This is a genomic window from Mucilaginibacter endophyticus, assembly GCF_003351025.1.
GTDB lineage: Bacteria > Bacteroidota > Bacteroidia > Sphingobacteriales > Sphingobacteriaceae > Mucilaginibacter > Mucilaginibacter endophyticus.
In genome coordinates this window covers 650,885-672,105 of the sequence record NZ_QPCG01000004.1, presented here as the reverse complement: position 1 = coordinate 672,105, position 21,221 = coordinate 650,885, and the positions used below count along the sequence as shown (strand labels likewise).

The following is a 21,221-nucleotide window of genomic DNA, read 5'->3' as shown; positions in this document are numbered from 1 at the left end:
TTGAAAGCCGATATAAGAGTTGCACTTGTAGGAAATCCCAACACCGGTAAATCAACTCTCTTTAATATACTAACCGGGTTAAATCAAAAAATCGGAAACTTTCCGGGGGTGACTGTTGATAAAAAAACAGGTTTTTGCGCCCTGCCCGACGGTCGTACGGCCGAAATCATTGATCTTCCCGGTACCTATAGCATCTACCCAAAAAGTAAAGACGAATCCATTGTATTTTCGGTACTGGCCGATAAGTCAAAAGGCATGGTGCCCGATCTGGTAGTGGTGATCCTTGACGCATCAAACCTTAAAAGAAACCTGCTGCTTTATACCCAGATAGCTGATTTGAAGATCCCCGTTGTGGTGGCACTCAACATGATCGATGTATCTGAAAAAGCAGGCATCAAAATTAATATCGATCTTTTTGCCAAAAAGCTGGGTGTGCCTGTCGTACCTATCTCTGCAAGGAAAAATACAGGTATCGATAAACTCAAAAATGCCATTGCGTTTGCCAACAGCGTAGCGCTGCAACAGGATACCATTGATATTGAAAGCATCGCTCCGGGCATAATAGCGCAGATAAAAGGGGAGATGCAGGTTGACAATCCTTATGTAGCCCTGCAGCTTGCCCACCAGCATGAAACACTGAGCTATCTTTCAACCACCGAAAGCGACCGCATTGAGCAACTGGAGCAGGAGCACTCCTTCCACTCGCAAAAGGCGCAGGCTACAGAAACCATTGCCCGCTATAATTTTATTAATGACCTGCTTTACGATACGGTCACCAAGCCCGAAGCGGCCCATGATGAAACCATCAGCAACAAAATAGACAAGATCCTTACGCACAAAGTATTTGGCTTTGTGATCTTCTTCGCCATTTTACTGTTCATATTCCAGGCTATTTTTTCATGGTCGGCATACCCGATGTCGCTCATCGAAGATCTGTTTATCTGGCTACAGGCCGGTGCTGCTAAAGTATTGCCAGCAGGCCCGCTGAGCAGTTTGATCATCGATGGTGTGCTTGCCGGCCTGAGCGGGGTATTGGTGTTTATACCGCAAATAGCCATTCTGTTCGCCCTTATTTCTATCTTGGAAGATACCGGCTACATGTCGCGTGTTACGTTCATGATGGATAAGGTGATGCGCAAGGTGGGCTTGAACGGAAAATCGGTAGTGCCGCTTATCGGCGGTTTTGCCTGCGCGGTGCCATCTATCATGAGCACCCGCACCATCGAAAACTGGAAAGACAGGATGATCACCATCATGGTAACACCATTGGTGGCCTGCTCTGCCCGCTTACCGGTTTATACGTTATTGATTGCGTTGGTTGTGCCTAACCGTAATGTTTGGTGGGTATTTAACCTGCAGGGCTTAGCGCTTACGGCCATGTACGTGCTCAGTATCTTTTCGGCTATCATCGTAGCCTTTGTGATGAAATTTATCCTGAAAGCCCGCGAGCGTGGTTACTTTATTATGGAGCTGCCTGTTTACCGTATGCCAAGGTGGAAAAACGTGATATTTACCATGTACGACCGTTCAAAAACCTTCGTACTGCAGGCCGGTAAAGTAATCATAGCTGTATCCGTGATATTATGGGTAATGAAATCATACGGTCCAGGCGACAGGTTTGCCCGGATAGATAAGCAGTACGCCCAACCTCAGTATACCAAAACCATGACTCCGGACAGCCTGACCAAAGTCATCGCCTCGGAGAAACTGGAAAACTCTTATGCCGGTGTGTTTGGTCATGTTATTGAACCCGTTATTAAGCCACTTGGCTTCGACTGGAAGATAGGCATAGCGCTGATTAGTTCATTTGCCGCGCGAGAGGTATTTGTGGGCACCATGGCCACCATTTACAGCGTTGAGGGCGATGCGGATAAGCTGCAATCGGTACAGGAAAAAATGCACGAGGCCAAAAATCCGCAAACCGGTCAGCCCGTGTTTACGCTGGCGGTGGCGTTTTCGCTTATGATGTTTTATGCCTTCGCCATGCAATGCGCCAGTACAGTAGCCGTTGTTTACCGTGAAACCAAAGACTGGCGATGGCCTGCTGCCCAGTTTGCCTATATGACGGCGTTGGCTTATACGGCATCATTTATTGTATATCACTGGCTGAAGTAGCTTTTTTAGTTCATGGATCATAGTTGATGGTTCATGGTAAAAGCTTTTTAGTATCCCATTTAATTTTTTGCTTAAGTCATAGAACAATAACAAAAAAGCTATGAACCTTGATCTATGAACTATACGCCACAAAAACCTTATATTTGTGTTGAGGTAAACATTGGATAAAGTAAAAGTTTTAGAGAAATATTTACCGGCAGAAGCGGCCCCGCTTATTGCCCGGTGGATTGACTACTTCAAATGCGAATTTAAAATTTCGCGTAACCGCAACAGCAAATTTGGCGATTACCGTTCACCTTACGGAGGTAAAGGTCACCGGATCTCGGTTAATTATGATCTTAATCCCTATGCGTTTTTGGTAACCACCGTGCACGAGTTTGCGCACCTGCATACCTGGAACGAGCATAAACAAAATGCCAAACCCCACGGAACCGAATGGAAAAACAATTTCAAAAAAATGATGCAGCCATTTTTTGAAAAGGAAATTTTTCCGCCTGATATTAAAAAGGCCATCGTAAACTACCTGGATAATCCGGCCGCGTCAAGCTGCTCGGATTTGAACCTATACCGTTCACTGCGCAAGTATGATCCGCCAAAAGAATCGGAAGCCATTTTAACGGTAGAAAAGATCCCGCTTAAGGCATTGTTTAAACTAAAGGATGGCAGAGTGTTCCGCAAGGACGAAAAGCTGCGTAAGCGCTTTAAATGCACCGAGGTGGCAACCCGAAGGGTTTATCTGTTTAGCCCGGTGGCCGAGGTAGAGTTAATAGAAGGGGCAACGGCAGCGTAGCGGACTTTTTTATTTAAACTCGTCATTGTAAATGGCCGAATCGGCGCATTTGAAGGTGAAATGACAAAAGGAGGGCTGTCAGTCTGAGCCTGTCGAAGACTTGTGCGCAGAGGCCCAACCCGCTATGCTTCGACAAGCTCAGCATGACACCAGTTTTAATTATGTCATCCTGAGTAATTTAAACCCGTTAGCCTGTGAAGGAGCAACAACAAAAGTATAGGCTGTCACCCGGAGCAACGTCATTAAGTTAAGGAAAATCCCCCAGAGGGGGTAAAGGTCTGTAGCAATATTATATCCCAAAACAACCGTGCCAGAGGTACGAAACACCGGAGTTGTGTACCTCTGACACAAAAAAAATGCCATTCATTTGATTTCTACAAACCTTTTGCACCTCTGGTGCAGTATATTAATCTCTTAACTTAATGAACTTGCTCGGCATGACACCCTTTTTGAAACTTGTTATGGGTAGGAAGGATCTTCTTCACCATACAAAACGGCCCTTCTTGTTGAAGAAGATTCTTCGCTATCGCTCAGAATGACAGACATCTTTAATTATGTTGTAATTACGAACGCACCTTCAACCTTTCGCCAATCTTATTCCCCCAACACCCAATCAATTTATTCCGTACTTTTACCGCATGGCAAAAGTTATATCATTTGTAAATAACCCTTACCAGGAAAACACCTACATTTTGTACGATGAAACCGGCGAATGCGTGATCATTGACCCGGGCATGTACACGGCACCTGAGCAAAACACGGTGGTTAGTTTTATCAAAAACAACAACTTAAAACCCATTATGCTGCTCAATACGCATTGCCATGTTGACCACGTATTGGGCAATAAATTTGTTTTTGACCAATACGGGCTTAAACCCCGTTTCCATGTTGGTGAGTCAGAAACATTGACCGCTGTTGTGGCTTATGCCCCATCAATGGGTTTCCGTTATGATGTATCGCCTATGCCCGATGAATTTTTGCCCGAAACCGGCACAATCCATTTCGGCAATACAACCCTGCATTTGATCTTCGCGCCAGGCCATTCACCTGCCCACCTTTGTTTTTATGACAAGGAAGATAAAATCCTGATAGGCGGCGATGTATTGTTCAGGAACAGTATTGGCCGTACGGATTTACCGGGTGGTAACTTTAGCTTACTTATAGATAATATCGAAACCAAGCTGTTTACCCTGCCCGAGGATGTTACCGTTTATCCCGGCCATGGCCCCGAAACAACCATCGGCTACGAAAAACAAAACAATCCGTTTTTAACTTAGTTAACAGCTTAATAACGTTTATCGACTAAAGCAAACCTGAACGCATAATCCCCCGCACAATTGAACACGTCCATTTACATAGCAAAACGTTACCTGTTTTCGGGTAAAAAGATGCATGCTATCAATATCATTTCGGGCATTTCTATGCTGGGGGTACTTATTGGCAGCGCGGCTTTGCTCATTATTCTTTCGGTGTTCAATGGCTTCGAGAAGGTTATTCTTTCGTTATACAGCAACTTTACGCCCGAATTGAAGATAGAGGCCAAACTAGGCAAAACATTCGACCCTAATACGCCCTACTTTGCCTCATTGCATAAAGATGCCCGCGTTTTTTCCTTCACCGAAGTTTTGCAGGAAAAAGCCCTGATCAAATACGGCGATAACCCATTTTTGGGTACCGTAATGGGTGTGAGCGAAGATTTTTTAAAAAACCCGCAACTCGACAGTACCATTGCCAGCGGATCGTTCACACTTAAAAGCGGCAATCAAAACCTTGCTGTAATTGGCGCTACCATCCAACGTACTTTAGGCATCAATGTACATGACGAACTTACACCGATACAGGTATTTTCGCCGCGTCGCGATGCCGAAAATTCGGCCAATCCTTTAAATGAGTTTGTTGTTCGCAGCATCAATCCATCGGGCGTATTTGCCATACAGCAGGAGTTTGACGATATAACCGTAACACCAATTGAATTTGCCCGCGACCTGCTTGACCAACCCGTAAATGTGTCTTCGCTCCAGATAAATTTTAAACGCGGCACCAATATCGATGCCGTTCAAAAAGACATTATTGATAAAATAGGTAAGGATTTTACCGTTAAAAACCGCAAGGAGCAAAACAGCGAGCTTTATAAAACCCTCAATTACGAAAGCTGGGCGGTTTACATGATCCTTACCTTTGTGCTTATTATCGCAATATTTAATATCATTGGCTCGTTAACCATGCTGGTTATCGACAAGCGAAAAGACATAGCCATTTTAAGCGGATTAGGCGCTAATAAAAACATGATCCAGGGAATCTTCTTTTTCGAGGGGATGATGATCACCGCCGTTGGCTGCGTTATCGGTATTATATTGGGCACCATTTTCTGCCTGTTGCAACAGCATTATGGCTGGATAAAAATGGGTGCTAAAATGACGGTGTTGGATGCGTACCCTATTGATCTTAAGGTTAAGGATTTTGGCCTGGTGCTGTTAACCGTTGGAGGTATTTCGGTAATTGCGGCCGGTATAAGCGCCCGTTTAAGTATTAAAGGGTTGGATGAAATCAAACAGGATTTGTAAATTTGTTAAATGGGTATGAGGTACATCAAAGTTTCTATTTTCTTGCTTATTGTTATTGCTGTTTATGCATGTAATAACGATGCCCATAAAAAGGATCAGGTTACGCTTTATAAAGGTTTATACAGCGCCGGCCCCGAAATAAAATCATTCAAAGATTGCGATAGCGGCCAGGAGTTTTGGGCTGTTGACAGTTCGGCCCAGTTAGAGCTGCAGTACTCACAGCTTAATTTCGAAAAACCTTACGAGCCCGTTTATGTAGAGGTAGAAGGCATCAAATCAAAATCGGGCAAAGCAGGAATGGGGTCTGAATATGACAGCACCCTTGTTGTAAAAAAAGTAGTAAAAATAACCAAAGAGATACCGCAGGACGTGTGTAATTAACACCCTGCCGTCATTGTTAATAAAAGCCAAAAACAATAACTTAGGCTTTTGCATTAAGCATTAAACACTCATCTGCCTTATCGGCGTTAACTAATAACCAATGGAATCAAAACGTCAGCAAAAATTTGCCGGAGTAATACAGGAAGACCTTGCAGCTATTTTTCAGCGCGAAGGCATGAATTATTTGCCTAATACACTGGTAACCATAACCAAGGTACGTGTAACACCCGATTTGGCCATAGCCCGTATATTTTTAAGCTTTTTAGGTAATCCTAATGTGCAAACGGCTTTGCATACCATCAAATCGCACGCTTCAGAGATCAGGTATAAGCTGGGTGCACGCATTAAAGATCAGGTAAGGATCATCCCGCAGCTTGAGTTTTTTATTGATGATACCAGCGAGTACGTTGAACGTATGGACAAGATTTTTGATAAAATAAGCAAAGAAGAACGCCAGCCCGATACCGAAGAAAATTAATTAATGGACCGGCACGCGTTGTTAACAAACTTTATCAACAATCACCCGGAAGCCATTGGCAAAGTGGTTGATTTTGATCATGAACGCGACCGCCTGTACCAACTTGACCTTACTGCCGCCAACAATGAACTGACGGCAGAGGTCATTAATAATACACCACTGTTTAGCAGCTGGGTTAACAACAAGCTACGCGGTAATAATTGCCGCTATGGCATTGGTGGCTATATGGAGCACCGCACCATTTATGCTTTCAGCAGCCATTTTGATGCTGATGATGAGCCCCGGCGCTTACATTTAGGTGTTGATATCTGGGGCGATGCAGGCACTCCGGTTTATACCCCGCTTGATGGCCTGGTGCACAGCTACCAGGATAATAACAACATTGGCGATTACGGCCCAACTATCATTTTACAACACGATTTAGACGGCTTAACCCTTTATAGCCTGTATGGCCATTTAAGCCGTAAAAGTTTGGAAGGGCTTTTAGTTGGTATGCCTGTTTTTAAAGATCAGCAGATAGCAACCCTGGGAGATATTGACGAAAATGGCCAATGGCCACCGCACCTGCATTTTCAACTCATGTTTGATATGGAAGGTAAACAGGGCGATTACCCCGGTGTTTGTAAATTTTCAGAAAAAGAGATCTGGCAAAAGAATATTCCTGATCCGGGTTTGATTTTGAGGTTTCCGGACGCGGTGAATGCAGGGTAACTTAATTTCCCAACACAGATAAATCATTATTAAACATTGCGAAAAAACTAAGTGTTTCCCCGCAATGTCGAATCTATTTTGATTAAGCTTCTATTTCAGTTCCGGGAACTTAGCGGCTTCAAAAATGCTTTTCTCGGTTGCTGCTTTTTCAACATCCTGCCATTTACGTGGCGCATCAATAGACAGGATGGTACCACCATCTTTACCAATTTGTACATCATCTTCAATGCGTACGCCAATATTCCACCATTTTTTATCGCATGGGCTGCCGGCAGGGATATAGATACCCGGCTCAACGGTAATCACCCAGTTCTCTTCCAAATTACCGCGGCCGCCTTTGTCATGCACATCAAGTCCCAAATGATGTGAGCAGCCATGCGGATAGTATTTACGCACTTCGGAAGCGTTTTTGATGATACCCAGTTTGATCAATCCGGCGGCTAATACCTCTGCCGATTTTTGCTCAAGGCTCGCATACGGAACACCTGCTTTACATAACTTAAAAATCTCCTCCTGGGCATCGTACACCAGTTGATAAATCGCTTTTTGCTCTTCAGTAAATTTACCATTGGCAGGTACTGTGCGGGTAACATCAGCAGAGTAACCATGATATTCGGCACCAACATCCATCAGCAGCAACTGATTATTGATTTTTGTGGCCGAATTTTCTTCGTAATGAAGGATACAACCATTGGCACCTGCGCCTACAATTGGGGGATAACCTTCATCTTCCGCTCCATACCTTTTGTGTACATAGGTCATGATGCCTTCAACCTCGCGTTCGCTCATAGTTGGCTTTACCGATTTCATCACTTCCAGATGTGCAAGGCTTGATATTTGAACTGCTTTCTTTAATACAGCCAGTTCCTCGGTGGTTTTTACGCCGCGCAGCTTGCTTGTAAAAGTGTTGAAACCTACATTACCTCCTAAAGTGTTACCTATTTTAGCTTTAACCGCCATCAGTGTAACAGAATCGGGCTTGGCTAATAATTCCTGCACCAATGGGCTCGCCTTTGTTATATCGTTATTATACCTGCTTTTAAAGAAGGTAACCATACGCGATAAGTTTTGCGGCGTTGTACGATTGGCAATCAGGTTCATATCGTTTACCGCTTGCCTGTCAACATCCGGGATCCCCGCTTTTGTTTTAAAAGCAGCTATCAGTTTTTTTAACTCACCTGTCGATCCATCTCCTGTAACATCTTCGGGCAGGGTATCATAATATACATTGGTAAACTTTTTAAAATCAACCGGGAACTTCGCGAAATCCTCGCTGTTGTAAGCGCGTTTAAAGCCCAATTGTGATTTAGCACCTTCAACGCCTAAACGCCTGCCAGTCCACTGCTCGCGACCGGCATCTCTATGACGCACAAACAGCACTTCGTTATAACTGCTGTCGCCATCGGCCTGCGTATCTTTAAACACCAACAGCACCGAGTTTGGCTCTTTATATCCCGAAAAATAATACAGGTCGGGGTTAGGGTGATAAACGTAATTAACATCATTTGAAAACACCTGCTCCGGATAGGAGAAGATCACGGTTACCGAATTAGCGGGCATCAGGTCACGAAGCGCCTGTCGTCTTCCGGCATGAAATTCTTTGCTTAAATAATCGGTGGGTAGGTTTTCGGCGGCTTGCCCAAAACAGCGGCTGCTACCGGCAAGGGCAAGTAATAATACTAATGCCCGAAAAAATGATCGCGTCATAATGATAAAGGAATAAATGTCAGTCAAAAAAAACGGTTTAAGATACTAAATATCAGGAATTATCAAGCTCACCCTTTTAGGGGGAAATAAAGATTGATGTGCAGATGGGAAGATTTCAGATGTGCAGATTGAGAAACTTACGAAGTTTTTGAAACTTCGTAAGTTTTGCCAGAAATTATATCAAAATATGTCATTGCGAGGAGCAGGCCAGGGATATCGGCAGGGCGCGACGTGGCAATCTCGTAGCTGTGCATTTCGAAAATGCATTGGCTACGAGATTGCCACGCTATCGCTCGCAATGACATAAATTAAAAGTTTTTGAAACTTCATAAGTTTTTCCGGGGAGTTACGTACACTGCAAACTCCCCCTTTAGGGGGCTGGGGGGCTACTTAATCTTCCTTGCTGTTACACCTTCATTGGTGATTTTCACCGGCAGGATCTTGCCATCCTTGTCAAAATACATTTTGTCGATACAGGTTACACGGTGGTTGCCGTCTGTTTCGGTTAACGGGCGTCGGTGGTAAACGATGTACCATTCATCCTTACCCGGTACCTGGATCACCGAGTGATGACCTGCACCTGTTGCTATACTGGCATCCTGTTTTAATATTGTTCCAATGCGGTTAAACGGACCAAACGGCGAGTCGCCAATGGCGTAGGCTACCCGGTAATCCGGGCCTGTCCAGCCGCCTTCGCTCCACATAAAATAGTATTTGCCTTTACGTTTAAACATAACCGGACCTTCAACATAATCTTTCGGAGTGATCAGCTTGTAGGTTTCGCCATCTTTAAACGGCTCGATGCCTGTAAAGTCGTTTTTTAATCTTACGATATTGCATTGCCCCCAGCCACCATAGATCATGTAGTACTGGCCGTCATCATCTTTAAAAACAAATTGATCAATAGGTTGAGCTTTATTGATGATCTGCCCGATAAGCGGTTTACCTAAAAGATCTTTGAACGGACCTTCCGGTTTATCAGCAACGGCAACGCCTATACCACCAACTTCATTATTGTTCTGGATATCATTAGCGCCAAAAAAGATATAGTATTTGCCATCCTTTTCGGTCACGGCCGGCGCCCACATAGCGCGCTTAGCCCACTTTACAGCAGCAGTATCAATAATGCGAGGGTGTTTTGTCCAGTTAACCAAATCGGGCGATGAAAAGGCATCCATAAATACCTGGTCGTTATATTTTGCCGAATAGGTAGGATATACCCAATAGTGTTTGTTAAAGATCTTAGCTTCAGGGTCGGCATACCAACCTTCCACAATGGGATTGCCGGATGTTTTTTTCTCCTGCGCTAAAGCCTTATTAGCTATTGATGACAATGCCAAACCAGCGCCCAGCAGGAACATGATTTTTCTTGAGATAAACATGGTGATACAGATTTTTGGTTCTAAAGATATAGAAATAGATAAAACGTTTTAGTTTATTTCAAAAAAACAACACCGGCCGTGTTGCTTATGCTTTTGGGTTACCGGTGTTTTGCTGCTTTGGTTTCTTTTTTCCCCATCTGCGGTTGGGTTTCTTTTTAGCATCGCCCTGTACAGGCTCTGGCTTAAGCGGTTGTATGGTGGCCAGCTCATCAGGCAATACCATCAATTTGATAGGCTTTTCTATCAGCTTTTCAATGTTCTTAAGCTTACGTTCGTCGCGGTGGTTTACAAACGTAATAGCGGTGCCGGTTGTTGCTGCACGGGCTGTACGGCCAATACGGTGGATATAATCTTCCGGATCGCCCGGAACATCGTAGTTGATCACCAGGTCTATACCTTCCACATCAATACCCCGCGAAAGGGCATCGGTACCAATAATAACCGGCAATTGTTTGTTTTTAAACTTAAGAAGGATTTCTTCACGCTCTTTCTGCTCCAAATCGGAGTGGAATGACATGGCGTTGATCTTGATGGCCTTAAGTTCTTTGTATAATGATTTAACTATCTCCTTGCGTGAGGCAAAGATGATGATGCTTGTAAATGCCGAATCTTTGAGGATATGTTGCACCAGCGGCGTTTTTTGCTGATCATGCACCCGGTAAACTTGTTGATCGATACCGACAGCCGGCTGCGAAATGGCGATATTGATCTGCTCCGGATCTTTCAAAATGGCTTTAGCCAATGAACGGATCCGTCCCGGCATAGTGGCCGAAAACAACAGTGTTTGACGCTCTTTAGGCAAGTAGCTGATGATCTTCATAATATCATCCGAAAATCCCATGTCCAGCATACGGTCGGCCTCGTCAAGTATCAGGTGGGTAAGGTGATTGAGCTTTAACACACCTGAAGTAAGATGGGCTATAAGCCTGCCGGGAGTGGCCACAATAATGTTTACATTATTCTGGATACCACGACGCTGCTGTTCGTAAACAATGCCGTCGCCACCGCCAAAAACAGCGATAGAGCTGATACCGGTAAAATAGGCAAGGCCTTCAACCTGCTGATCTATTTGCTGGGCAAGCTCGCGGGTAGGGGCAAGTATAAGGGCACTGGTATGGTGTTTATTGGTTTTGCTGATGCTGTTTAAAACAGGCAGCAAATAGGCGCCGGTTTTACCGGTACCGGTTTGAGCGCATGCTATCAGGTCGCGCCCCTCCATAATGGCCGGGATAGCCATAGATTGAATGGGGGTTGGGTTTACAAAACCCATACTCTCTACACCTTCAAATAATTGCTCGTTAAATTTAAAATCCTGGAAAGTCACTATATCTTATAAGTAAATTATGCAAGGTATACATTTTTAATGGTAAATATCCTGTTTGGCCTTAAATGAACTACGGTTAAAGGCGGGGTAAAATCATCGTGTAAATACAGGAGGCGCCTACGGAGCCAAAAGGATTTGTTTCATTTCTATAAACATGATACTCCTATGGAGTTCTATGCATGCTTTTTAAACTCCATAGGAGTATCATGTTTACAGTCAAAAACAAGGCAGATATTGAGGCTCCATAGGTGCCTCCTATTACATTTCAAGACCGTGCGCCGCAAAATTCGCTTGTGAAACCCATTAATTGACATATGTTTTACCTAAGTAATGTACAACACAGGTTCAAAAAATATATTTTTGAATACCTATGAATATTATCACCCAAACGCCGCGCTTGCTCATCCGTGAACTTACAGCCGAAGATGAAGAACTTTTACTCATAATAGACGAAGACGACCGGCTTACCCAATACGTAAAGAAACGTACCCCGCAGGAGAGTAAGCAGGTTTTTAAGGATACCCTGAAAGAATACAAAAATGGTTCGGGCCTGGGCAGGTGGGGAGTATTCAACATTGCCGACAATGATTTTATAGGTGTTTGTGCCCTCAAACCCAGCGACTATGACAAGAGCCGGATTGAATTGGGCTACCGCCTGCACCTCAAATACTGGGGCCAGGGCGTTGCCACCGAATTGGCAGAGGCCTTGGTTAGCTATGGCTTAAATAAAATTGGCCTGAAAGAGGTTTGTGCCGTTACCCATCCGCAAAACGTGGCATCACAAAGGGTACTGATCAAAGCCGGGTTTGCAAAGGAAGGAATTGTATTCTGGTACGGCGAGGATGTGCCGTTTTTCAGGATTGAGCGGTAGGTAATAAAAGAGATGTCATTGCGAGCGAAGCGCGGCAATCTCGTAGCCATACAAGGCGAATATGCACAGCTACGGGATTGTCACGTCGCGCCATCGCACAAGGCCGTGCAGCTCCTCGCAATGACATAGGATTTTACCTCAACCCTTCAATAATATCTTTACAACCGCTTTCAATCAATTCAAAAACTGGCTCAAACTGGCTGTCATCATAATAAGGATCCGGCACTACCTTATCGCCTAACAGGAGTTTTACTTTTGCTGCCTGTTCTTCGTTGCGGGCCATATCAAGTACATCGCTCAGGTTATTGCGATCCATTACAAAGATGTGGTCAAACTCGTCAAAATCGGCACGTTTAAACTGGCGGCAAACCTGCTTGCTGATATCTATACCGTGGTTCCGTGCAGCACGGATGGAGCGTCTGTCGGGAGCTTCGCCTATATGCCATCTGCCCGTACCCGCCGAATCCACATCCCAGCCCAGGCCGTTTTCATCTGCCAGATGCTGCATGATCCCTTCGGCCAGCGGCGAACGGCAGATATTGCCGAGGCATACCATTAGTATTTTCATTTTTTAGGTTGATTGGGTGGAAGGAGAGTGGTTGATTGGGTTGATTAAGTGAGTGGTTATGTAACTGCTTAACTACTCACCTAATCAACCATTCACCAATCAACCAAAAATTTGATTCAATACACCGGCCAAACGAACGCCGGCTTTTACCATCTGGTCGTTTAGGATACCAATGTATTTGAAGTTGTATTTGTAGCTCAGGTTTTCGCCTGGTTTAACATCAGTGTACAGCTTTTCGGCAATCTGATTGCTTTCAAACAACCATTGGCTTATCGGGTCTTTCTGCAATTTGGCGCGCTGGGCAGCAGTAGTATGGTTAATCATGGTTGCATACTCGGTATAGCTCAACTGCTGAAAATCAATCAGCTGGCTGTCCCAAACCGAGTGCAGGTTGCTGTCTTTTCCAAACCACTGAACTTTTACATCGTTACCGCCTTTATCGCTGGTATGGCCGGTATGAAGTGGCTGGTGTACGTCTTCAACGATGTGTATCAGCATCCGCAGGTAAAGCAGCTTGTTGGTTTTGGTGGTAGTTTTCTTTTTAATTTCAGCAATCAAAAAGTTCATTTTAGTGTAGGCATCAACGGCTGTATCCGCTTTTAGATAGCCTTGCAGCTCCGGATAAGTATAAGCCTTATCTAAATCGATAAAATGCCAGTTATACAGGTAACCATATGCAGGATCTGATTTGATAAAATCGGCCCAGTTGCTGGTAATCGCAATTGACTCGTTGCCTAAAATGGCCTCTATGGCTTTACGGGCTTTAGGGGTAAGGTAGCTATCGGCAACCTGTCCGCAAATGCGGTGCCCGTTGGTGCCCCAGGCCATACTTTGCAGGGGGATATAAAATATAGCCACCAGCAGTAAAAGTTTCTTTAAAATTTGTGTTTTCATTACAATGGTTTTGGAATACAGCTTGTTCTTTTAATTAGATGCGCGTTGATAGGTATCACGTTGGATGTACTTACAAACCTGATGAGCGAATCGCCAGTGAGGTGAACTTTAAAATATTCTTCATAATCGCCAAACCTGAAACAGCCCTGTTCATTTTTATACGAGCCGTCGGCATTACAAAACTGACCTTTAATGTGCAGCGTATCCTGTCTTTGCGAGTAAGTTCCCCGTACATATTCGGCCCAATGTCCTTTGCTCATGCAGGTATCCGCACCGTAATTAACCTTGCTCACGGTACTAATCTTCAAAAGAAATGAATCGCAGCTGAATTTAATGTCGTATAGCGAATATGTTACCAGGCTTTTTTGCGCCGGTACCGAATCCTGCCGCCACTCCCCCTGCAGTTTGCTATCTCCCGGCTCCTGCATATCAGGGTTCCTGCTGCAAGAGGCTACGATTAGGCAAAAGGCGAAAGGTAAAAGGCGAAAGGCTTTCTTTGAGCTGAAAGCGGAAAGCGGAAGGCTTAAAGCGAAAAGCCGAAAGCTGAAAGAAAAAAAGAGAAAGCTATAGCGTTTTTGCATAAGCGAAAATTAAAAAGCCCCTCTCCAAAGGAGAGGGGTTGGGGTGAGGCTACTATTTTAAGCTGCCTATCATATTTTCAGGGCGTACCCACTCGTCAAACTGCTCGTTGGTTAGTAAGCCTAAGCCAATAGCTGCTTCGCGTAGTGAGCTGCCGTTTTTAAGTGCTGTTTTAGCAATTTTAGCCGCGTTTTCATAACCGATATGAGGATTAAGCGCGGTCACCAGCATTAATGAGTTTTCAAGGTGTTTTTTGATACCTTCATAGTTTGGCTCAATGCCTACCGCGCAATGATCATTGAATGATACGCAGGCATCACCAATTAACCTTGCCGACTGCAGGAAGTTAGCGGCCATAACCGGTTTAAATACGTTCAGCTCGTAATGGCCGTTTGAACCACCGATAGAAATAGCCACATCGTTACCCATAACCTGTGCAGCTACCATGGTAACAGCCTCATTTTGGGTTGGGTTAACCTTACCTGGCATGATAGATGATCCAGGTTCGTTATCCGGAATATGGATCTCACCAATACCCGAACGCGGACCAGATGCCAGCATCCTGATATCATTAGCAATTTTCATCAACGAAACCGCTATTTGTTTCAGCGCGCCATGGCTTTCAACAATGGCGTCATGAGCGGCAAGGGCTTCAAATTTATTTTCGGCGGTGATGAATGGCAAGCCGGTGAACTGGGCTATATACTCAGCAACTTTTACATCATAGCCTTTAGGAGTATTGATACCTGTACCTACGGCAGTACCGCCAAGTGCAAGTTCTGATAGGTGGTCAAGCGTATTGCGCAACGCTTTTAAACCGTGGTTCAATTGTGAAACATAGCCTGAAAACTCCTGGCCTAAAGTAAGCGGGGTAGCATCCATCAGGTGGGTACGACCAATTTTTACTACCGATTTAAATGCCTCAACTTTTGCCTGCAAAGTATCGCGCAGTTTTTCAATACCTGGAATAGTTACATCAATCAGGATCTTGTATGCCGCGATGTGCATGGCAGTTGGGTAAGTATCGTTTGATGATTGTGATTTGTTCACGTCATCATTTGGGTGAATGAAGGTTTTACCTTCGCCCAGTTTATTGCCTTGTAATACATGTGCACGGTTAGCAACAACTTCGTTCACGTTCATGTTTGATTGCGTGCCCGAGCCTGTTTGCCAGATTACCAGCGGAAACTCCGAAGCCAGCCCGCCAGCCAGGATCTCATCGCACACCTGTGCAATCAAATCGCGTTTTTCTGCCGGCAATACACCTAAATCGGTATTAGTAAAAGCGGCAGCCTTTTTCAGGTAAGCGAAAGCGTCGATAATTTCCTTTGGCATTGATGCTTCCGGACCAATTTTAAAATTATTGCGTGAGCGTTCGGTTTGCGCTCCCCAGTATTTGTCGGCAGGTACCTGTACCTCGCCCATGGTATCGTGTTCGGTTCTGAAACTCATGGTATTAAATTTTGCAGGGGCAAAGTTATGTTTTTATATGATGCGGGGGAACGCAGGGTGTAAACTTTTTGATGGGAGAGTGTCTGAATCCGAATTTACGGAATTCAGGAATTAACAGAACGCCCGTCATTGTTGATGTTGCCATTTAGTTTTGCTAAATGATTCCAGACGGATAACTTTCGATGATATTATAGCAGCTCATTATTTTTCAATGCTTTGTCTTGTTCGGCTCTGTATTCATTCCAAAGGTTGTTTACGGTTTCTTAATTTGGAAAATCTGTTGATTTTGTATCGATAAAGTTTAAAAAATCACTATCTGTTGATGGTAATCTAAAAGTGTTATCATACTTTAAATAAGTTCGTCCATTAATTACAAACTTATTGTCAGAGAAATCTATTAAGCCTCGCCTTTGCAAAATCATAAAAAGAGGTTCATAAGGATGAGGTAAATTAATAAACCGCGTAACTTCTTTTTCTGCTTTAAAGATCTCCCAATTCACAAATAAGAACATAAAATATCCCATAAACTCTCTATAGCCGGAGCGGACAAAGTGCCAGCCCGCAGAATTCAAGTCTTTCACTATCTTATCTTCTGGTACCAGTTCTTCAATCCAGGCTGGATTCAAGTCAGTAAAAAGATTGTGGTAAGATTTCCTCTTATTGAAGAAGTCGTTTCCGTCAAAATTCAAAGCCAACTTCCATGCAAAAAGTCTGGATTGATATTCCCGAAAAAGCAGGACATTGGAAAAAATAAATCTGGTTTCGACTGAAACACTTAACTCAGAAATTCTTGATATTTCCCGATCGTACTTTTCGCTTATACTCATATGATATAAAAATTTCTCTCGCCGTTGTGGATGTACAACGGCAGGGGGCTTTTTTATCCCTATGTCTCCCCACTACCACTTCACATCTTCAATTTTTACTACCTTATAATCAACACCCAGCCTTTTAGCATTTTGTTCAACAGTTTGATCAAAGCCAGCTTGTTTACGGCGTTCGTTCACTTTAGCGGCATCTTTGATGGGCCAAACATAGTAACCCACTTTTTGACCGTTGCGTAACGGCTTTGATGTAGCCTGCGAACCATAGATCTGTTCTTTGCCCTCATACATCAACTGCCTGTCGAGCATCATGGCGTATAGCCTGAAGGGTAGTTCTTTATTTTCGGCAGCAGTTTTTATAGCCGGAAGGTATTTATCTATTTTAGGCGAATGCTGCACTACCGACCATACAGCCTCATTGGTTGGCTCGCCAACAAGTGATTTGCCGGGATAGCCGTATTTTGCAACTACGTTCTCAATAAAAACAAGATTGGTTGAATCGGCCAGGCTTTGGAGTCTCCAATAGTAGCCTGTTGCTTCTTCGGGTTTAACAGGCAGCGTTTTCAGTATCGAATCCTTTTTACCCGGATCCATCAAGTAAGTTAGTATTTCGCGGTATTTTTGATCAAGGGCCAGCACACTGTCAAGCTGCTTTTTTAAAACAGGGTTAAACTTTTGCTGCGCAGATGCTGTGCAGGCCATCAAAAGCAACAGGGCGAGGATCAGGTTTTTCATAGTAAATAAGGTTTAAGCAAATAAACGCAAAAACCTGTGTTACAAGTATAAGCTATCGGCCTTTTCAAACAGTTTCCTGTTGCAGTCCGTAGCACCTAACGAGTAGTTAAACCGCGATAACGCGTATAACAGCGGCAACTTGGCCGGCGCTATCTCATTTTGCTGCAAATCGGTAAGCCAATCGGCACCATCAAACTCAGTCCGGTATTTTTTCTCAAGACGCTCGTAGATCCTGTAGGCATCATCATGATCAAGCCACTCCGGTTTAATGTAAAGGCCGGTAAGGTCGCCCATTTTTTTGCGTTCTTCGGCCTCTGCCGTATCGGCGCTGCCAAATACAAAATAAAAGTACAGCCATAACAATAAACCTGCTCCCCCAATTATAGAGGCGGTTGAATCACGCTCGATAAAAAACAATATAAAAGCTATAAAAGCGATGATCAGCGAAAACATGCGGGCATAACCGGCAATAATGCTTTGATAGTTCAGCGGGATATTAAACCCGTTACGGCTTCGCCAGGCCGATCGGGTTACCAACATAGAACTGGTTGGGAACAGCGGAATGCCAATAACCACAAATTTGGTCTCTATCCACTGCCCGTTTACTTCATGCACCTTGCCCAAAAACAATGATCCTATTAACATATCAGGTATAATTTAGTCGCGTTATTATAAACCTCAACTTATAAAAGTGCTTTTAAACAATTGTTAAATATTCATTAATATGTGAATAAGAGGGTGGAGGTCTTTATTAGCTGATAAAGAGAAATAATATGTGATATTCTCCCGTACGGAAAGGTAATAGCCGCCCAGACGGTAATTGTGTAAATGATCGCGCTTTATCGACTCACCCCGACATCGCTGCGCTCGTCACCCCTCTCTACCCTCCGGGTAAAGAGGGGAGTTTTAATTTTAAACTTTCTTACCCTCTTTGCGGCAAAGCCGGAGAGAGGGTGGTCCAGCGTAGCGCAGACCGGGTGAGTCAGCTAAGAGGCCTGTCATTTTCCGCATTGCCCTTTTATAACCTATTACTCTTGAAAGAGAGTTAAAGAAAAGCAGTTGAGTAACTATGATTGCGCTCAATCTTAGTTATTAAATTTTACAAATAAGAAAATCAAACTTAATTAACTATAAAATGTTATAACTGACAAACAAACACATAAAACACCTACTATGAAAAAGTTAAGTTTAATAGCGATGATGGCACTTGCAGCCTTATCGTTCCAGGCGTGTAATGGCGGCGCTAAAAATGGTGCCGCAGATAGTTCGGCAGCTGTAAAAGATACTGCCGACAGCGCCAACAAAGTTAAAGACACCACTACTACCGGCGCTACGGGCATCGCGGTTACTGCCGACGACGCTAAATTTGCTACCGGTGCAGCCAATGCAGGCTTAGCCGAAGTGGCAATCGGTCAGTTAGCCAGCGAAAAAGCTACCAACGCCAAAGTAAAAGACTTTGCCAAAATGATGGTTACCGACCATACCAAAGCCAATGACGAGCTGATGGCGCTTGCCAAAACTAAAAACATCAGCCTGCCAACTGAGCCGGATGCCGATCATCAGAAAAAGAAAACCGAGCTTGCCGCTAAATCAGGCGCCGACTTTGACAAAGCTTATGTTGATGCCATGGTTAGCGGCCATAAAAAAGTAGCTTCAATGTTTGAAGATGCTTCTAAAAACTGCAAAGATCCTGACCTGAAAGCGTGGGCGGCTAAAACATTGCCTACCATTCAGCACCACTTAGCCGAAATTGAGGCGATACAAAAAGGCATGAAATAATCAGCTATTGATTAATTCAGAACGGAAAAGGGAGATGTAACAATCTCCCTTTTTCTTTTTTATAACTTGTACGGGTGTAGCTAAAACGATACTTTTAACACAGTAAAATCTACTTTAAACATTATGTCGAAACCAATAGTAACCGGCCTCATGGCCTACGGAATGTCGGGACGGATTTTTCATGCCCCGTTTTTAACTACCAATCCCGGCTTTACTTTTAAGGCTGTAGTTGAGCGCCATGAAAAAAAGGCCGGTAAAAAATATCCGGATGTAATTAGCTATGATACTATCGATGAGTTGCTGAATGATGACGAAATAGAACTAATCATTGTTAACACCCCAAACAATACCCATTTTGATTACGCCGTACAGGCCCTGAACGCGGGCAAGCATGTTTTGATCGAAAAACCGGCTGCGGTAACTTCTCATGAGGTAAAAGCGCTGTATGATCTGGGTAAAAAGCTTGATCTGAAAGTGATGATCTATCAAAACCGCAGGTACGATAGCGGCTTCCTTTCGGTAAAAGAGGTAATTGAAAGCGGCAGGTTAGGGGAGTTGATGGAGGTTCATTTCAGGCTTGACAGGTACCGCATGGCCATCGGTGTTAAAAAGTTCAAGGAAACCGCGGGCGTTCCCGGAGGTGGCCTTACTTATGACCTTGGTGCGCATTTGGTTGACAACGCTATCAGCATTTTTGGCCGACCATTGAGCTATGAAAAAACCACTGCCGCGTACAGGCCAGGCTCGCAGGTTGATGATTATTTCAACATCCACCTCAAATACCCCAACCAGCTTAATGTTTACCTAACATCGGGCCTGCTGATTGCCGAGCATACTTACGGCTTTGTAGTTCACGGCACCTTGGGCAGCTTTGTTAAAATGCGTACCGATGTTCAGGAAGCCCAGCTTGATGCTGATATGATGCCTACCGACGAGGGCTTTGGCATTGAACCGGAAGGCAGCGACGGCAAACTGGTACTAATGGGTGCCGACGGCCAAAAAACCATAGAGTGGATAAAGTCACCAAAAGGTAATTATAACGGGATATTTGACGCCGTATATCATACCGTGCGCGAAAACGCGTTATTCCCTGTAACCGAAGAGCATGTTGCCTGGCAAATTGAATTGCTTGAAAGCTAAAAATGTTGTAACTATGCTTATTAAACGCTAATTAAAATAATGAAGAAACTGTATTTACTGCTTTGTCTGATTATTGCCACCGGGTGCAGCCAGGCACAAACGCCACCTGCCAACTCGGGCTTACCGCCATATCACATCCTCACTACAGACAGTGTTTACGTTACTCCTGCAAACCTCAAAAAAAACAAGCCGGTAATGGTGATCTATTTTTCGCCTGATTGCAGCCATTGCCAGCACCTGATGTATGATCTTAAACCCGAGCTGCCTAAATTAAAAGATGTGCAGATTGTGATGATCACCTTTATGCCTATGCTTAAAGGCATTCAAACATTCCAGCGCGATTTTGACCTGGCCAAATACCACAACATCACCATTGGTACCGAGGGTTATACATACCTTGTGCAAAGGTTTTACGCCGTACAAACCACCCCATACATTGCTATTTATGATAAGTATGGTAAACTATTCCAGTCGTATCCAAAAGTGCCAAAAATTCCGGTGCTGATGGAAACGCTTAAAAAAGTATAAAGTATTTTAATGCTGACAGAAATCCGGTTAAACTTCGTGAAGTTTAACCGGATTTTTTGTTTAACCTCCCATCGGAGACACCTCGGATATTTAAGTTTTGCCCCTCCGGGGCAAAGGAACATTACCGAAAATATAGGCTACAAACCTTTTGCACCTCTGGTGCAGCTGTCCTTAAGCACATCTCAGTTAATACTGTTTATTAAAATTGTAAAAATCCCCCAGAGGGGGAAAAGGTTTGTAGAAAATAATGTCCCACCCCTTATCCGAACCCCAGAGGGGTTCAACTTACTTAAACTCGCAGAGGCCGGTGAGAAAATCATAAAGCAATCAACATAATCAAAACCAACCAGGGGTACTGATTACGATTCAGAATAGTTACCTTTGCGGCCAATATTTAAG

The 21,221-nt window shown here is 44.0% G+C and carries 21 protein-coding genes; 11 read left to right on the top strand and 10 right to left on the bottom strand.

Annotated elements, in window-relative coordinates; genetic code table 11:
• From feoB to DUL71_RS19790, 7 genes are all read left to right on the top strand, one after another.
• Positions 1–2,115, top strand: a complete 2,115-nt coding sequence (gene feoB, locus DUL71_RS19820; protein WP_114939706.1) for a ferrous iron transport protein B — start codon at positions 1–3, stop codon at positions 2,113–2,115.
• 160 nt (positions 2,116–2,275) lie between these two features.
• Entirely contained in the window at positions 2,276–2,905 is a 630-nt protein-coding gene (locus DUL71_RS19815) for a SprT-like domain-containing protein (protein ID WP_114939705.1), read from the top strand.
• Between the two features lie 638 nt (positions 2,906–3,543).
• Positions 3,544–4,182, top strand: coding sequence for an MBL fold metallo-hydrolase (locus DUL71_RS19810; protein WP_114939704.1), 639 nt, complete (start codon positions 3,544–3,546; stop codon positions 4,180–4,182).
• Between the two features lie 60 nt (positions 4,183–4,242).
• Entirely contained in the window at positions 4,243–5,469 is a 1,227-nt protein-coding gene (locus tag DUL71_RS19805; protein ID WP_114939703.1) for an FtsX-like permease family protein, read from the top strand.
• A 15-nt stretch (positions 5,470–5,484) separates the two neighbouring features.
• Positions 5,485–5,850, top strand: coding sequence for a hypothetical protein (locus tag DUL71_RS19800; protein WP_114939782.1), 366 nt, complete (start codon positions 5,485–5,487; stop codon positions 5,848–5,850).
• 100 nt (positions 5,851–5,950) lie between these two features.
• Positions 5,951–6,328 (top strand): 30S ribosome-binding factor RbfA, encoded by a 378-nt coding sequence (gene rbfA, locus DUL71_RS19795; RefSeq protein WP_114939702.1) that lies wholly within the window; start codon positions 5,951–5,953, stop codon positions 6,326–6,328.
• 3 nt (positions 6,329–6,331) lie between these two features.
• On the top strand, positions 6,332–7,039 hold the full coding sequence (locus DUL71_RS19790) for a peptidoglycan DD-metalloendopeptidase family protein (protein WP_114939701.1): 708 nt from the start codon (positions 6,332–6,334) through the stop codon (positions 7,037–7,039).
• 90 nt (positions 7,040–7,129) lie between these two features.
• On the opposite strand, the gene DUL71_RS19785 is transcribed toward DUL71_RS19790, so the two are convergent.
• The 3 genes from DUL71_RS19785 to DUL71_RS19775 form a co-directional block, all read right to left on the bottom strand.
• Positions 7,130–8,746, bottom strand: coding sequence for an aminopeptidase P family protein (locus DUL71_RS19785; protein WP_114939700.1), 1,617 nt, complete (start codon positions 8,744–8,746; stop codon positions 7,130–7,132).
• 386 nt (positions 8,747–9,132) lie between these two features.
• Complete coding sequence (locus DUL71_RS19780; RefSeq protein ID WP_114939699.1) at positions 9,133–10,128, bottom strand: glycoside hydrolase family 43 protein; 996 nt, start codon at positions 10,126–10,128, stop codon at positions 9,133–9,135.
• A gap of 85 nt (positions 10,129–10,213) precedes the next feature.
• Complete coding sequence (locus tag DUL71_RS19775) at positions 10,214–11,452, bottom strand: DEAD/DEAH box helicase (protein ID WP_208645605.1); 1,239 nt, start codon at positions 11,450–11,452, stop codon at positions 10,214–10,216.
• A 370-nt stretch (positions 11,453–11,822) separates the two neighbouring features.
• On the opposite strand from DUL71_RS19775, the gene DUL71_RS19770 reads away from it, so the two are divergent.
• Positions 11,823–12,323 carry a GNAT family N-acetyltransferase gene (locus DUL71_RS19770; RefSeq protein WP_114939698.1) on the top strand — a complete coding sequence of 167 codons (501 nt, stop codon included), beginning with the start codon at positions 11,823–11,825 and terminating at the stop codon, positions 12,321–12,323.
• Positions 12,324–12,456: 133 nt separating this feature from the next.
• Here the strand turns inward: DUL71_RS19770 and DUL71_RS19765 are convergent, their stop codons facing one another.
• The 7 genes from DUL71_RS19765 to DUL71_RS19735 all read right to left on the bottom strand — a co-directional run bounded on the left by DUL71_RS19765 (position 12,457) and on the right by DUL71_RS19735 (position 18,020).
• A complete protein-coding gene (locus tag DUL71_RS19765) occupies positions 12,457–12,891 on the bottom strand; it encodes a low molecular weight protein-tyrosine-phosphatase (protein WP_114939697.1) in 435 nt (144 codons plus the stop codon).
• 99 nt (positions 12,892–12,990) lie between these two features.
• Complete coding sequence (locus DUL71_RS19760; protein WP_114939696.1) at positions 12,991–13,785, bottom strand: S1/P1 nuclease; 795 nt, start codon at positions 13,783–13,785, stop codon at positions 12,991–12,993.
• Positions 13,785–14,366: a fumarate hydratase gene (locus DUL71_RS19755; RefSeq protein WP_161964471.1), complete on the bottom strand. Its 582-nt coding sequence runs from the start codon at positions 14,364–14,366 to the stop codon at positions 13,785–13,787. The genes DUL71_RS19760 and DUL71_RS19755 overlap by 1 nt, the downstream gene beginning before the upstream one ends.
• 52 nt (positions 14,367–14,418) lie before the next feature.
• The gene (gene fumC, locus DUL71_RS19750; protein WP_114939694.1) at positions 14,419–15,816 is read right to left on the bottom strand and encodes a class II fumarate hydratase; all 1,398 of its coding nucleotides are present in this window, start codon (positions 15,814–15,816) and stop codon (positions 14,419–14,421) included.
• Between the two features lie 263 nt (positions 15,817–16,079).
• Positions 16,080–16,643: a hypothetical protein gene (locus tag DUL71_RS19745; protein ID WP_114939693.1), complete on the bottom strand. Its 564-nt coding sequence runs from the start codon at positions 16,641–16,643 to the stop codon at positions 16,080–16,082.
• A gap of 72 nt (positions 16,644–16,715) precedes the next feature.
• Complete coding sequence (locus DUL71_RS19740; protein ID WP_114939692.1) at positions 16,716–17,375, bottom strand: DUF6624 domain-containing protein; 660 nt, start codon at positions 17,373–17,375, stop codon at positions 16,716–16,718.
• 39 nt (positions 17,376–17,414) lie between these two features.
• Positions 17,415–18,020, bottom strand: a complete 606-nt coding sequence (locus tag DUL71_RS19735; protein ID WP_114939691.1) for a hypothetical protein — start codon at positions 18,018–18,020, stop codon at positions 17,415–17,417.
• A 528-nt stretch (positions 18,021–18,548) separates the two neighbouring features.
• On the opposite strand from DUL71_RS19735, the gene DUL71_RS19730 reads away from it, so the two are divergent.
• The 3 genes from DUL71_RS19730 to DUL71_RS19720 all read left to right on the top strand — a co-directional run bounded on the left by DUL71_RS19730 (position 18,549) and on the right by DUL71_RS19720 (position 20,822).
• Entirely contained in the window at positions 18,549–19,154 is a 606-nt protein-coding gene (locus tag DUL71_RS19730) for a DUF4142 domain-containing protein (RefSeq protein WP_114939690.1), read from the top strand.
• A 123-nt stretch (positions 19,155–19,277) separates the two neighbouring features.
• The gene (locus tag DUL71_RS19725) at positions 19,278–20,294 is read left to right on the top strand and encodes a Gfo/Idh/MocA family oxidoreductase (RefSeq protein WP_208645604.1); all 1,017 of its coding nucleotides are present in this window, start codon (positions 19,278–19,280) and stop codon (positions 20,292–20,294) included.
• A gap of 39 nt (positions 20,295–20,333) precedes the next feature.
• A complete protein-coding gene (locus tag DUL71_RS19720) occupies positions 20,334–20,822 on the top strand; it encodes a TlpA family protein disulfide reductase (protein WP_112572744.1) in 489 nt (162 codons plus the stop codon).
• Positions 20,823–21,221: the final 399 nt, after the last annotated feature.